At 70.9% G+C, this 13,711-nt stretch carries 11 protein-coding genes; 5 read left to right on the plus strand and 6 right to left on the minus strand.

From position 1 onward, the window contains the following. Positions 1–49: 49 nt before the first annotated feature. The 5 genes from ccrA to ACZ6S6_RS28615 all read left to right on the plus strand — a co-directional run bounded on the left by ccrA (position 50) and on the right by ACZ6S6_RS28615 (position 5,023). On the plus strand, positions 50–1,402 hold the full coding sequence (gene ccrA, locus ACZ6S6_RS28595; protein ID WP_469707464.1) for a crotonyl-CoA carboxylase/reductase: 1,353 nt from the start codon (positions 50–52) through the stop codon (positions 1,400–1,402). Positions 1,403–1,527: 125 nt separating this feature from the next. Then, positions 1,528–2,331, plus strand: coding sequence for a TetR/AcrR family transcriptional regulator (locus ACZ6S6_RS28600; RefSeq protein ID WP_469707466.1), 804 nt, complete (start codon positions 1,528–1,530; stop codon positions 2,329–2,331). Further along, positions 2,328–4,004: an MFS transporter gene (locus ACZ6S6_RS28605; protein WP_362961051.1), complete on the plus strand. Its 1,677-nt coding sequence runs from the start codon at positions 2,328–2,330 to the stop codon at positions 4,002–4,004. The genes ACZ6S6_RS28600 and ACZ6S6_RS28605 overlap by 4 nt, the downstream gene beginning before the upstream one ends. Before the next feature lie 59 nt (positions 4,005–4,063). Continuing rightward, entirely contained in the window at positions 4,064–4,399 is a 336-nt protein-coding gene (locus tag ACZ6S6_RS28610; protein WP_469707468.1) for a DUF6204 family protein, read from the plus strand. A 69-nt stretch (positions 4,400–4,468) separates the two neighbouring features. Next, positions 4,469–5,023, plus strand: a complete 555-nt coding sequence (locus ACZ6S6_RS28615; RefSeq protein WP_469707469.1) for a DUF2087 domain-containing protein — start codon at positions 4,469–4,471, stop codon at positions 5,021–5,023. 87 nt (positions 5,024–5,110) lie between these two features. Here the strand turns inward: ACZ6S6_RS28615 and ACZ6S6_RS28620 are convergent, their stop codons facing one another. The 6 genes from ACZ6S6_RS28620 to ACZ6S6_RS28645 all read right to left on the minus strand — a co-directional run bounded on the left by ACZ6S6_RS28620 (position 5,111) and on the right by ACZ6S6_RS28645 (position 13,692). Then, positions 5,111–6,445 carry an acyltransferase domain-containing protein gene (locus tag ACZ6S6_RS28620; protein WP_469707471.1) on the minus strand — a complete coding sequence of 445 codons (1,335 nt, stop codon included), beginning with the start codon at positions 6,443–6,445 and terminating at the stop codon, positions 5,111–5,113. 34 nt (positions 6,446–6,479) lie between these two features. After that, the gene (locus ACZ6S6_RS28625) at positions 6,480–7,439 is read right to left on the minus strand and encodes a class I SAM-dependent methyltransferase (protein ID WP_362962407.1); all 960 of its coding nucleotides are present in this window, start codon (positions 7,437–7,439) and stop codon (positions 6,480–6,482) included. A 28-nt stretch (positions 7,440–7,467) separates the two neighbouring features. Then, positions 7,468–7,884 (minus strand): aspartate 1-decarboxylase, encoded by a 417-nt coding sequence (gene panD, locus ACZ6S6_RS28630; RefSeq protein WP_362962419.1) that lies wholly within the window; start codon positions 7,882–7,884, stop codon positions 7,468–7,470. Between the two features lie 98 nt (positions 7,885–7,982). Continuing rightward, positions 7,983–9,242, minus strand: a complete 1,260-nt coding sequence (locus ACZ6S6_RS28635) for a cytochrome P450 family protein (RefSeq protein ID WP_469707473.1) — start codon at positions 9,240–9,242, stop codon at positions 7,983–7,985. A 98-nt stretch (positions 9,243–9,340) separates the two neighbouring features. Then, positions 9,341–12,691 carry an ACP S-malonyltransferase gene (gene fabD, locus ACZ6S6_RS28640; RefSeq protein ID WP_469707475.1) on the minus strand — a complete coding sequence of 1,117 codons (3,351 nt, stop codon included), beginning with the start codon at positions 12,689–12,691 and terminating at the stop codon, positions 9,341–9,343. After that, a complete protein-coding gene (locus ACZ6S6_RS28645) occupies positions 12,691–13,692 on the minus strand; it encodes a methyltransferase (protein WP_362962401.1) in 1,002 nt (333 codons plus the stop codon). Before ACZ6S6_RS28645 ends, fabD begins: the two co-directional genes overlap by 1 nt. Positions 13,693–13,711 lie beyond the last annotated feature (19 nt).

The raw sequence follows: 13,711 nt of genomic DNA on the forward strand, positions 1-13,711 counted from the left end.
CCGCCCTCCGCCCCCTTCCTGAGGCCACCACGAGCAGGACGGACACCACATGCAGGACATCGTCAACGCCGTCATGAGCGGTGAAGCGGTGCGGGAGGACTTCGCCGCACTCACCGTCCCCGAGGCCTATCGGGCCATCACCTTGCACAAGAGCGAAACCGGCCTGTTCTCCGGACTCGCCGCCCGGGACAAGGACCCGCGCAAATCGGTGCACCTGGACGAGGTCCCGGTGCCCGAACTCGGCCCGGGAGAGGCCCTGGTGGCCGTCATGGCCTCCTCGGTCAACTACAACACCGTCTGGTCGGCCCTCTTCGAACCGCTGCCGACCTTCGGATTCCTGGAGCGGTACGCGGCCCGGTCGCCGCTCACCCGACGGCACGACCTCCCGTACCACGTCATAGGCTCCGACCTCGCGGGCGTCGTCCTGCGCACCGGACCTGGCGTCCACGCCTGGCAGCCGGGGGACGAGGTCGTCGCGCACTGCCTTTCGGTGGAACTGGAGGCGCCGGACGGCCACAACGACGCGATGCTCGACCCCGAGCAGCGCATCTGGGGCTACGAGACGAACTTCGGCGGCCTGGCGGAACTCGCGCTGGTGAAGTCGACCCAGCTGATGCCCAAACCTCGGCACCTGTCCTGGGAGGAGGCCGCCTCCCCCGGGCTGGTCGCCTCCACCGCGTACCGCCAGCTCGTCTCGCGCAACGGCGCCGGCATGAAGCAGGGCGACAACGTCCTGATCTGGGGCGCAGGCGGCGGACTCGGTTCGTACGCGACCCAGTTCGCCCTCGCCGGCGGCGCCAACCCGATCTGTGTGGTCTCCAGCGCGCAGAAGGCCGACATCTGCCGGGCCATGGGCGCGGAGGCGGTCATCGACCGCGACGCCGAGGGCTATGCGTTCTGGGCGGACGAACACACCCAGGACCCGAAGGAGTGGAAGCGCTTCGGCAAGCGCATCCGTGAGCTGACCGGTGGCGAGGACGTCGACATCGTCTTCGAGCACCCGGGCCGCGAGACCTTCGGCGCGAGCGTGTACGTGGCCCGCAAGGGCGGCACGATCGTCACCTGCGCGTCCACCACGGGGTACACGCACGAGTACGACAACCGCTACCTGTGGATGTCCCTGAAGAAGATCGTCGGCTCGCACTTCGCGAACTACCGCGAGGCCTGGGAGTCGAACCGGCTGATATCCAAGGGCAGGATCCACCCCACCCTGTCGAAGGTGTACGCCCTGGAGGACACCGGGCAGGCCCTGCACGAGGTGCACCACAACCGCCACCACGGCAAGGTGGGCATCCTCGCGCTGGCACCCAAGGAAGGCCTGGGCGTGCGCGACCACGAGTTGCGGGCCCGGCACATCGACGCCATCAACCGGTTCAGGACCCCCGAGTTCACGGGTTCCTGACGCACCGGAACCTCCTGTCAGGACGGCACCAACGGGCCGCCACCACGCCTTCGGGCACGGTGGCGGCCCGTTGTCGTGCCCCGGGCACCGCTGCCGGGTGAATCCATTTCAGATACACAACCGAATTGGGATACGGTTCTGTATCTGAGCGGCGCGCCAAGGAGGCGATCACCATCACCAAACGACTCACCAGACAGCAGAGCAAGCAGGTCACCCGCGAGCAGCTCCTCCAGTCCGCGGCCTCCCTCTTCGCCGACCAGGGGGTCAGCGGCACCTCGGTGGAGCACATCGTCGAGGCCGCCGGCTACACCCGGGGCGCCTTCTACGGCAACTTCGAGGGCAAGCACGAGCTCGTCCTCGCCCTCCTGGAACAGCGGACCCAGCACGAGCTGGAAGAGATCCAGGAGATGACCCGCGAGGCGGCCACCTTCGAGGTGATGCTCGAACACCTGCGCTCCTGGCACCGCCGACGGGACCAGAACCTCGCCAGCTGGCTCGCGCTGCGCACCGAACTCTGGCTCTACGGCCTGCGCGACCCCGAGCTGCTGCCGGTACTGGCGGCCCGCGAGCGCCGGTCCCGGGAGGCGCTCGCCCAGGCGCTGGGGCAGGGGTTCGCCGAACGCGGCGTGAGCACCCCGGCTCCGGTGGAAATGCTGGCGCTGATCGTGCACGCACTGGACGACGGGCTGTCCATCCAGCGCGTGCTCTGCCCCGACGAGAGCGGTACCGACTCCGTCGTGGACGTGGTGGAACTCCTGATGAAGTCCTGGACCGCCCTCGCCCGCAGCTCCACGGCCGAACCGGCCACCGAAACCACTGCCGGACCGGCTGACGGGATCACCGCCGGGCCGGCCGACGAGACCACTGCCGAACCGGCCGCCGAATCCGCGGCCGCACCGACCACCGAAAACCTGGAGAAGAACCCATGAGCGAGGCAGGGCAGACAGTAAAGCCGGCGGTCGCCGGTCCAGCTGCCACCCCAGACGCACCCGAGCTCGACCCGAAGCGGTGGCTCGCACTGACCGTCCTGCTGGTCGCCACCTTCATGGACCTGCTCGACGCCAACATCATCACCGTGGCCATCCCGAGCATCCAGCGCGACCTCGGCGCCTCGTCCGTCGCCATCCAGGCGATGACGGCCGGCTACACCCTGAGCTTCGCGGTCCTGCTGATCACCGGCGGCCGGCTCGGTGACATCTTCGGCCGCAAGCGGATGTTCCTCGTCGGCGTCAGCGGATTCGTCCTCGCGTCCGCCCTGTGCGCCGCGGCTCCCAGCACCGAACTCCTCGTCATCGCGCGGGCCATGCAGGGACTCACCGCCGCGATCATGGTGCCGCAGGTGCTCGCGCTCATCCACGTCTCCTTCGCGCCCCAGGAGATCGGCCGCGTCGTCAGCCTCTACGCGGGCATGGTCGGCCTGGCCATCGTGTCCGGCCCCCTCATCGGCGGCATCCTGATCAGCTGGAGCCCGCTGGACCTCGGCTGGCGCAGCATCTTCGTGGTGAACCTGCCGGTCGGCGTGGCGGCCCTGATCGGCGCCTCGAAGTGGATGCGGGAGTCGAGTTCACCCCATGCGAAACGGCTGGACATCATCGGCATGCTGCTGGTGATCGCCGGACTGCTGCTGCTCATGATGCCCCTGACCCTGGGCCGTCAACTCGACTGGCCGCTGTGGAGCATCGTCTCGCTCGTCGCCGCGGCCCCCGTGCTCGTACTGTTCGTCTTCTACGAACGCCACAAGACCCGCAAGGACGGCTCGCCCCTGGTGACCCTGTCCCTGTTCAAGGTCCGCGCGTTCGGTGCCGGTACCGGTGTGCAGCTCCTCTTCAGCGCCGTCCCGGCCGGCTTCTTCCTCAGCTGGACCCTCTACCTCCAGGCAGGTCTCGGCTGGTCGGCCCTGCACACGGGTCTGACCGCGATCCCGTTCTCCTTGTGCGTACCGATCGTCGGCGGTCTCGCCGTACGCAAGTTCTCCCCGCTCTACGGCCGTTACTGCCTGCTCGCGGGGGCGGTCCTGATGTTCCTGGGCATCATCTCCTTCGCCTGGGTCGCCGACCGTTTCGCCACGGACATCACCTCCTGGCACACGATCCCCTCCATGGTCCTGATCGGCTCCGGGATGGGGCTGCTCATGCCTCCGCTGACGGCGCTGGTCCTCAGGGAGGTCAAGCCGCACGAGGCAGGAGCCGCGTCCGGCATCATCAACGCGACCGGTCAGCTCGGCGCCGCGCTCGGCGTGGCGGTCATCGGCAGCCTCTTCTTCGCGTCGCTCGCGGGCAACGCGAGCCGGGAGGCCGAACAGGTCGCGCCCACCGTCCAGTCGGTCTCCTCCCAGCAGGCCGCCGGCCTCCAGGTGTGCGCGACCGAGGCACTGGGCCAGGACGATCTCGCCAAGGTTCCGGCCAGCTGTTCCACGCTCGTTCAGGGCGCCGACCCCGGTGCCCGCGATACGATCAATGGCGCGCTCGGTGAGATCCGTGCCAACACGTTCGTGTCCACCTACAGCGAGACGCTGTACTGGGCGGCCGGTGGCCTGATCCCGGTCACCGTCCTGGTGCTGCTCCTGCCGCATCACCGGGTCCGGCGGGAGGAAATGGCGTAGGCGCGCCGCCCCGCTGACGGCCCGTCGCCCCCGAGAACCACGTCTGGAGACCCACGACCATGAGCAGCGATACGACCTACCAGGTCCTGACCCGGGGCAAGTTCGCGCCCCTCGACGAAGAGCAGCGCGCGTCGCTGCTCGCCCAGGCGGACGAACACGGTGTGCTCAGCGCCCGGTTCACCGAGGTGGGCACCGTGGCCTACGAGCGCGGACTGCACGGCTTCACCTTCCGCGTGCTGATCCCCGCGACCGACGACGACACCGAGGAACTCGTCCTCTCGCAGGCCGAGGAGCTCGCCACGGCGGCCGTCCGCAAGCTCGGCGCCGACTGCGTCGAGCTCAAGTCGGTCTCCACCGACCTGGCCAGCATCAAGATCAAGCGGAAGGGGCGCTGACCCTGAGGTCCCGGCGCGCGCGGCGCCCCGGCGCCGCGCGCCCGTACCGGCAGGCTGCGGAACACTCTGATGACACCTGACGAATTCACCCTCGTGCTGTCCGACCCGGTCATGCGCCGCGTATTCTCCGCGGTCGCGCTCGGCTCGTCGACCTCGTCCGAAATCCTCACCGCCTCGGGGCTCGACACCCCGGTGGCCGCCAAGGCCATCGGGCAGATGACCCGCAACGGACTTCTCGTACCCGAGGGGCGCGGCCGGCTCGCACTCTCCGAAGGCCTCCTGGAGGCGGTGGCGGAGACCGCCGCACGCCGCCGGGACGAGGAGGCGGCCGCCGAGCAGCCCGACGCCCGGCTGCGCGGCTACGTACGTGACCGGCTGCTGGTGAGCCTGCCCGACGAGGCGGAGCACGAGGCCCGGCACGCGGTCCTGCGGCACGTGGCGGAGGCCACCTTCTCCCCCGGAGCGGAGTACGACGAGCGCACCGTGACGGAGCGTCTCGGACCGTGGTGCGAGAGCGGCGCCCTGGACGCCGTCTCGCTGCGCCGGGCGCTCGTCGACCTCGACGTCCTGCACCGGCAGTCGGGGCTGTACGGCCTGACCGCCGCGCCGGTCACCGCCGCCTGATACCGACGGGGCCCGTCTCCGGGCCCCGTCGGCCTTCCTGCTCCTGCTTCCTGACGGCTTCCCGCTGAGCCGCGCCCCCGGTCTCTGCTAGACCGCGCCCATGGGCACCGGCCTGGGGAGGCGTACGGCGTCCAGCACGACGGCCTGGTACGGAGTCAGGGAACCCGCCCGCTCCTGCCGTGACAGCTCCGCCCAGTCGGGCTCCCGCCCGCAGGCGTAGAGGGTCCCGAGCGAGGTGAGCATCGAGCGCATCTCGGCCCGCCGCCTGCCGGAGGGCAGCAACCAGCCCTGCCGCTCGCCGTGTTCGAGCGTCTGGCGCACCGGGCTGAGCAGTACCGGATGGGTACTGACCTCAAGGAACACCTCGTGTCCCGCGGCGGCGAGGTTCTCCACCGCGGCCCCGAACCGCACCGGCTCCCGCAGGTTGCGCATCCAGTAGGCGGACCCGAGCCCGGCACCCACCACCGGCTCGGCCGTCACCGTCGAGTACATCGGCACCCGGGTGGGGGCCGGCTCCAGGGTGCGCAGGGCGGTGTGCAGGTCCTCGCGCAGCTCCTCCACGTAGTGGCTGTGCGAGGCGACCGTCCCTTTGATCACCCGGAAGTAGACGTCCCGCGCCTCCAGTCGCTCGCCCAGCGCGGTCAGCGAGTGCGAGTCGCCCGCCAGGACGGTGGAGCGGGGGCTGTTCTCCCCCGCCACGCTGATCGCGCCGCCGCTGGCCCCGGCCAGCGCGTGTGCCTCGGCGGGCGGGAGTTCCGTCGCCGCCAGCGCCCCCTTGCCGGCGATCCGGCGCAGCAGCGCGCTGCGCCGGCAGGCGACCATCATGGCCTCGCGCAGGGTCAGCCCGCCCGCGGTGTGGGCGGCCGCCACCTCCCCCATGCTGTGGCCGACGACGGCGTCGGGGGTGATCCCCCAGCTGCGCCACAGTGCTGTCAGCGCGATCTGGAGGGAGACCATCGTCGGCTGGAGGACGTCCAGTTCGTCCAGCCGTGCGCTCTCGGCCGGCAGGTTCAGCTGCTCGACGACGGAGATGTCCGTGAACTCCCGTACCATACGGTCGCATTGGTACATCACCTCGCGGAACACCGGCTGATGCACGATGAGTTCGCGGCCCATCCCGTACCACTGGGCCCCCTGCCCGGCGAAGACCAACACCAGGCCGGGGCGACGGGCGGTGACCTCCGCCGGGACCCTGGCCGCCTCGCCCGCGCAGGCCTCTTCGAGCTGGGTGCGCAGGTCTTCGTAGGAGTCGACGGCGAAGGACATCCGGTGGTCGCCGCCGGTGCCCGTCGCGGCTTCGTGGCAGTACCTGGCGAGCGGCGGCAGGGCGTGTGCGCCGCGGACCCTGTCGAGGTGCGCGTGCAGCAGGGCTTCGAGCTGGCCCTCGGTGGCGGCGGCGACGGCGAACAGCCGTGCACTCATGGTTCCTCCCTTCTGTCCCGGTCCGGGCGGCGGGTCATCGGCGGACGGCGATCCGGTGGCGGTAGCTCTCCATGGGCAGCCCGCTCATCCAGGGCACGATGCCCATCTTGCTGAGCACCTTGACCGTGGGGGGCGGCTGGTAGCCCGCGAACATCCCGCCGAACATGAGGATCTGGCTGTGCGCGGCGATCTGGCGCACCAGCGGGTTCATGCGCTGCTTGCCCAGGGTGGTACGGAAGTGGCTGCCGGGTGCCATGCGCCGGCGGACGGCCGCACGGACCTGGTCCGAGATGTCGTGGTCGGACTTCCAGTCCAGGCCCTCGGTCTCCTCCGCGGTGCGCCGCATGGTCTCCGTGCGCTGGCGGGTGTAGACGTCGATGTGGCTGAGGAAGCCGCCGGGGCGCAGCACCCGGGCGGCCTCACCGAGGAACTTGCCGAGGTCGGGGTAGGTGTGCGAGCTCTCGATGTTGACGAGGACGTCCACGGAGGCGTCCTCGAAGGGCAGGTCCTCCGCGTCACCGTGGACGAAGGTGAGCGCGTCGCCCCGGGAAAGAGTGGCGGTGGCCCGGTCGACGGCCTTGGGCGAGAGGTCCAGGCCGGTCATCCGGGCGCCGGGGACGATCCGGGAGAGGAGGTTGAGTCCCTCCCCCATCCCGCAGCCGACCTCCAGGACGTGGCGTCCCGCGTAGTCGTCGAGGTCGATCGGAAGGTCGCGCAGGGCGAGGAAGTAGAGCTGCTCGCTGAAGCCGTCGGTCCACGGCTCGCCGAAGCCGGGCACGCGGACGCGCATCTCCTTGGCGAGGTCGGGGTCGTACATGCCCCAGTTCCACAGCGCTCCCTGGCCGGAGAGCGTGGCGGCCATGTCGTAGATGGTGGCGCTTGCCGACTTCATGCCGGCGGCGTTCGCGCCGCGGCGCGCGCCGCCGGACTCGTCGAGGTTGATGTCCGCGAGGCCACTGGTGAAAGCGGTCATCACGTCAGGGGTGGCACTCATGTGAGTCTCCGATGAGCAGGGGATTCGGTCAGGCGGTGATGGTGTCGCCGCGCACCAGACCGAATCCTTCGGGTACGCCGGCGGGGTCGGTGCCGGTCGTGACGGGGCGGTTGTCCGCGTCGACGAAGACCACGGAGGGTTCGTAGGTGCGGGCGTGCTCCTCGCTCATGGACGCGTAGGAGATGATGATGACGAGGTCGCCGGGGTTGATGAGGTGGGCCGCGGCGCCGTTGATGCCCACGACCCCGCTGTCCGCCTCGCCCTCAATGACGTAAGTGCTGAGCCGGGCCCCGTTGTCGACGTCGACGATGTCGACCTTCTCCCCCGGCCACAGGTTCGCGGCGGCCATCAGGGTGGAGTCGATGGTGACGGAGCCCACGTAGTGCAGGTCCGCCTGGGTCACCGTGGCGCGGTGGATCTTGGACTTGAACATCTCTCGATACAGCACGTGCTCTCCGTTCACCAGGTCATGGGTAACTCACCGAACGGGGCAGCCGCCCCGGGCCACCGGCAGGCCCGCAACCGCGGGGAGGCCGTCGGTCATCACGCCTTGGTCTGCGGAGACAGGAGGACGGGAAGGCGTTGCATCGAGAGCAGGTAGCGCGGCTCGATCTCCTGCGGGTCCACGGCCAGCGCCAGGTCGGGGAACCGGTCGAACAGCGCGGTCAGGGCGACCTCTCCCTCGATCAGGGCGAGGCTCGCGCCCAGGCAGTAGTGCGCGCCGCGGCCGAAGCCCAGGTGCGCGTTCTGCTCGCGGGTGATGTCGAGGCGTTCCGGCTCCTCGAAGACCTCGGGGTCGCGGTTCGCGGCGGCCAGCACCACCTGGATCGCCTCTCCGGGCTGCACCTTCACACCGCCGATCTCGAGATGTTCGGTGGCGAAGCGGCGGAAGGTGTGCTTCACCGGCGCCGTGTGGCGTACGAGTTCGGCGGTGGCGCGGCTGCCGAGGGAGGGGTCGTTCTTCAGCAGCTCCAGCTGGTCGGGGTGTTGGAGCAGGGTGAAGGCGCCGAGTGCGACGAGGTTGCGGACCGTTTCGTGGCCGGCCTGTACGAGCACCATCGCCAGGGCCGTCAGCTCGTCGTCGGTCAGCCGGTCGCTGTCCTCCTCGTGGATCTGCACGAGCTCGGAGATCAGGTCGTCGCGCGGCTCGGCCCGGCGGGCGGCGATCAGTTCCCTCGTCACCCGGGCCATGCCCCGTACGGCGGGGGCGAACTGCTCGGGATTCGGGCGCAGCGCCTGGGCGAGGGTCTCGCTCCACTCGCGCCACTGCTCGCGGTACTCCTCGTCGACGCCGAGGAGTTCGCAGATGACGATGATGGCGAGCGGGTGCGCGTAGTCCGCGATCAGGTCGGGCTCGGGCTTGTCGGCGAGGTCGTCGAGCAGGCGCGCAGCGACGCGTTCGACGGCCGGTGTCAGGGCGAGCATCCGGCGGGCGGACAAGGCCCGGGTGACGAGGCGGCGGACCCGCATGTGGTCCTCGCCGTCCATGGTCAGCAGGGTGGAGTCGAACATGTCGACGATGTCCTCGGGGATGCCCCGGGAGAGCATGCTCTCCCGGTGGGAGTCGCCCGGCGGGCTGCTGCGCAGGGTCGGCTCTCCGAGCACCGTCTTCACGTCGTGGTGCCCGGTCACCACCCAGATGTCGCTGCCGTCCGCGAACTTCCCGCGGCAGACGGGCCGGGGGCCGCCGAGCCAGCGCTCCCCCGCCTTCGGGTCGGTGATGAACTTCGGGTCGGACAGGTCGAACTCACTCGCCAGGGCGTCCTGTTCGGTGGTGAGTTCCGTGGCAGGGATCTCGGTCATACGGCGTGCCTCGTCTCTCGCTGAGATCTTGATGAGATTGCTGGAGTCGTGCTGACGTCCTGCGGGGACCCGGCCGTGCGGAGGCCGGGGACGTGCGGTCAGGAGCTGTGGCGCTGGAGGCCACCGCTCACGACCTCGGCGGCCTCGGTCATCAGGCGCTCGGCCAGTTCGTCGGCGTGCCGGTTCGCCCAGGCGTGCAGCGGGGTGCCGGCCAGCCACCGGTTGCAGGCGCCGAGGGCAGGTCCGCAGGGGATCTGGTAGTTGGCGACGCGGCCCGGCGTGCCCTCGATCGCCCAGGTCGCGGCCTGGGCGCAGTACCAGCGGAAGACGAGCGCCATCCGCCGCTTGGGGTCCAGGGCCTGCTCGGAAGAGCCGGCGGAGGAGTTGCCGGAGCGGGCGAGGATCTCCTCGAAGGAGGCCCCCAGGTAGTCCCGCTCCACCTTCGCGCGCACCGCGGCCGGGACCGCCTCCCAGGAGTCGTGGTTGCGCCACAGGTCGTGGAGCTTTCCCGCGCGGGCGTGGAAGAGCACCCCCTTGCGCAACACCCTTGCCCTCCCGCCCAGTTCGAAGAGGTTGCCGTAGGGCGCGAAGGCGGTGTCGTGGACGTCCGCGGCCTGGAGCAGGTCCTTGGCCGCGACGCTGGTCCCGCTCTCGGCGGTGCACGCGTTGATGGAGCCGGTCAGGACGAAGTCGGCGCCCAACACGAAGGAGGCCGCCGCCGACTCGGGGGCGCCGATTCCGCCGCCGGCCCCGATGCGGACCGCCCCGGCGACGCCGCCCAGCTCCGCGCGCAGTCCACGCAGCGCGGGCAGCAGCGCCCACAGGGCCGCCATGTCGGAGTGGTCCCCCGCGTCGCCCACCGCGCAGACGTCGTCGGCCAGCGCGACTCGGGCGCCGGCCTCCGCCTCCTCGGTGGTGAGCAGCCCCTGTTCCACCAGCCGGCTCACCAGTGCGGCGGGCGGCGGCTCCAGGAAGAGGCGCCCGGCGTCCGGCCGGGTCACCTTCGCCAGGATCTTCCGGGGCACGTACGCGGTGCCGTCCGGCAGCACCCGGGCACCGGTCAGCCGGTGGCGTACGAGGGCGGGTGTCGCCTCGACGTGCGTGGAGGCCTCGACGAACCGCACGTCCTCCCGGATCAGTACGTCGACCAGTTCGGACTCGACACGCGGGTCGAAGGGGTCATGTGTGACGTTGACCCCGAAGGGCGCCCCTGCCGGGACGCGTGCGCGGATCGCGGCGACCGCCAGGGCCACGTCCCCGGCCGCGAGTTCCGAGGCGCCGAAGTAGGACAGCAGTCCGGCCCCGGCCATCCGGGCGACCAGGTCCACGGAGCCCACCCCTTGCCGCATCCCGCCGGCGACGTAGGCGAGGCGGACGCCGTAGTCCTGCCGGAAGGCCTCCGAACCGAGCGACCCGGCTGAGGCCTTCGCGGAGGGTGCGGACACGGCCGGCATGGCCTCGGGACGTAGGGACTCAGGCCGCATGGCCTCATGGCGTACGGGCTCATGGCGTACGGGCTCGGGCCGCTGGGCCGTGCTCTGCTCCGCTGGGCCGGGAGGCGTGAGGGCGGTCGCCTCGGCGCGGATCCGGTCGACCAGCTTGGTCAGCACCTGCCCCGGGCCGAGCTCGCGCACCCGGAGGTCGCCGTACCCCATCAGCAGCCGGATGCTGTCGGTCCAGCGCACCGGCGAGGCGATCTGCCGGCGCAGGGTGGCGGCCACCTCGCCCGCCGCGTAGGGCCGCGCGTCCACGTTGGCGATCACCGGAATCTTCGGTGCGGCGAAGGGGGTGGCGTCCAGCAGCCTGCCGAACTCCTCGGCCGCCGCGGCCATGTACCGGCTGTGGAAGGGTGCGCTGACATTGAGCGGCGCGCACCGGGCGCCGGCCTCCTTCAGCGCGGGCAGCGCCCGGTTGACCGATTCCGCGGGGCCGGCGATCACGGTCTGGTTCGGCGTGTTGTAGTTCGCGATGTCGAGGTCGGTGAGGCCGTTGTCCCGCAGCACCCGCTCCACGAGCGCGGCGTCGACGGACGAGACGGCCGCCATCGTGCCGCCGGTGACCTGCCCCATGATCCGCCCGCGTTCGGCGACCAGGCGCAGTCCCGTCTCGAAGTCGTACACCCCGGCGGCGAACAGGGCGGAGAACTCACCGAGACTGTGCCCCAGTACGTAGTCCGGCAGCCGTCCGCCCTCGCCCACGGCCGCCAGCCAGCTGAGGGAGTTGACCACGTACAGGGCGGGCTGGGTGTAGCGGGTGTCCCGCAGGTTGCGGCCCGGATCCTCCAGGCACAGTTCGCGGATCGAGTAGCCGAGGACGGCGTCGGCGCGGGCGACGAGGTCGGGGAAGCGGTCGAACACCTCCCGGCCCATGCCCTTGGCCTGCGCGCCCTGCCCGGGAAAGACGTGGACGTCGAGCGTCGGTGCGGCGGTGGACGGGCGAGCCGGTGTCTCTGCGGGAGCGCTCACGGGGTTCACCTCGATTCTTGCGGGGGTGGCGGCGAGGCCGGGGCGCGCGTCGAGGACGGCCCGGTACAGCACCTCGTCACGGGCGTACGGGGACAGCAGGGGCAGCACGCGGGAGCGGCTGCCCTCCGGCAGCGCGGCCCGCACCAGGTTGGCCATGGACCCGGAGGGGCTGAGGTCGAGGAAGAGCAGGTCGTCACGGTCCAGCAGCGGCCCCAGCGCCCGGGTCAGGTCGAAGGGCTCCCGGAGCACCTGCCACAGGTGCGCCGGGTCCGGCAGCCGCACGGCGGTGCCGGTGGTGCCGGAGATCAGCGGGATGGTGGCCGGCCTCATGGTCAGCTCGCCGATCAGCTCCTTGAACACGCCCTCGACCGGGTCGATCAGGGGCGAGTGGAAGGGGAACTGCACCGGCAGCCGCTGGCAGAGCGTGCCGGTGGTGTGCAGATGGCTCTCGATCCTGTCCAGGGCCTCGGCGGTGCCGGCCAGGACGAAGTTCTCCGGCGAGTTCACGGCGGCGACGTATGCCTCGGCGAGGACGGGGTCTCGGGCGGCGAGGCCGGGGTCGGCCAGCACCGCGAGCATCCCCCCGCGGGGGCACTCGGCCTCGAACACGTCGACCTGGCGCAGCAGGGAGCGCAGGCACTCGTCCGGGTCGACGGCTCCCGCGACGGCCGCCGCCGCGATCTCGCCCAGGCTGGCGCCGAGCACCGCGCCGGGTTCGAACCCGTAGGCCCGCAGCATCCGCGCCAGCGCGTACTCGACCATGAAGATGGCCGGCTGGGTCAGGGAGAACCGCGACATCGGGTGCTGGGGGCCCAGGCCGGGGCCGTGGATCGCCTCGATCACCGAGTCGCCGCGCACCTCCCTGACGGTCGCGTCCAGGGAGTCGAGGGCGTCACGGAAGGCGGGGGCGGCCCCGTAGAGCCATTTGCCCATGCCGTGGTACTGCGATCCCTGCCCCGCGAACAGGAAGACGGGCGTGAGCATCAGGAGGCACGCAGGGAGGTGACGAACACCTTGTGCTGCGTGGGCAGTTGACCCACGGACTCCACTGTGAGGCCCGCCTCCTCCAGCGCCTTGCGCATGGCGGGCTCGTCCAGTCCTGTGGTGCCCTCGTCGCAGGCGACGGCCTGGAACATGGCCCGCCAGCCGTCGATGTCGTTCTCGACCAGCGGCTCCACGACGAGCAGCCTGGCGTCCGGTGAGCTGTCGGCCATGGCGGTGGCGACGGTGCGCAGGATCCGTACGCAGTTCTCGTATGTCCAGTCGTGCAGCACGTTCTTCAGCAGGTAGCGGTCGGCGCCGGCCGGGACCTCGACGAAGAAGTCGCTGGGGGCGAAGTCGATGCGGTCGAGCACGTCCTCCCGCGCGACCCGCTCCAGGGCGGTGCGGCCCCTGGCGCACACGCTGGCGCGGTCGGCGACGGTGCCGCGCAGGCCGGGGTTGGAGGCCAGGAGGACGGGGAGCAGTCCGCCGCTGCCGCCACCCACGTCGACGACGCTCTTCACATCGCTGAAGTCGTGCAGGCCGAGCAGGCACTGGGCGACCGGCGTCGCGAGGTCGACCATGCCCTTGTCGAACAGGTCCGCCGTCTCGGGGTGGGTCTCCAGGTATCCGTAGAGGGACTCCCCGAACACCTCCTGGAAGCCGGACTTTCCGGTCTTCACGGTGTGCAGCAGACCGGCGAAGGCGTCGTCGTACAGCTCGGCGGCGAGGATGGCGAAGTGGCGCTGGGTGGTGGGGTGGTCCGCGCGCAGCGGCGCGTACGCCTCGGTCAGCCGGAACTTCTCCCCGTCCCTCTCCAGTACGGCCGGCACGGTGAGCATCTGCAGGAGGCGGTGCAGGACGTCGGGGTCGGACCCGGTGCGCTCGGCGAGTTCGGCCGAGGTCATCGATCCGCCGTCGAGGATGTCGGCTATCTCCAGACGGGCGGCGACCGCGAGGGCTCGGGCGAACCAGCCGCTGACTGCGAGCTTGAGGATTTCCATGAGTGGTCTCTTTCGGTCC

The organism is Streptomyces sp. NPDC048671, assembly GCF_055587045.1.

Bases quoted from the DNA above. Each gene is read 5' to 3' on its own strand.
- ACZ6S6_RS28625 (WP_362962407.1), bottom strand. From the start codon at position 7,439: ATGAGTGCCACCCCTGACGTGATGACCGCTTTCACCAGTGGCCTCGCG.
- ACZ6S6_RS28610 (WP_469707468.1), top strand. From the start codon at position 4,064: ATGAGCAGCGATACGACCTACCAGGTCCTGACCCGGGGCAAGTTCGCG.
- ACZ6S6_RS28635 (WP_469707473.1), bottom strand. From the start codon at position 9,242: ATGACCGAGATCCCTGCCACGGAACTCACCACCGAACAGGACGCCCTG.
- ACZ6S6_RS28615 (WP_469707469.1), top strand. From the start codon at position 4,469: ATGACACCTGACGAATTCACCCTCGTGCTGTCCGACCCGGTCATGCGC.
- ACZ6S6_RS28605 (WP_362961051.1), top strand. From the start codon at position 2,328: ATGAGCGAGGCAGGGCAGACAGTAAAGCCGGCGGTCGCCGGTCCAGCT.
- ACZ6S6_RS28645 (WP_362962401.1), bottom strand. From the start codon at position 13,692: ATGGAAATCCTCAAGCTCGCAGTCAGCGGCTGGTTCGCCCGAGCCCTC.
- ACZ6S6_RS28620 (WP_469707471.1), bottom strand. From the start codon at position 6,445: ATGAGTGCACGGCTGTTCGCCGTCGCCGCCGCCACCGAGGGCCAGCTC.
- fabD (WP_469707475.1), bottom strand. From the start codon at position 12,691: ATGCTCACGCCCGTCTTCCTGTTCGCGGGGCAGGGATCGCAGTACCAC.
- ccrA (WP_469707464.1), top strand. From the start codon at position 50: ATGCAGGACATCGTCAACGCCGTCATGAGCGGTGAAGCGGTGCGGGAG.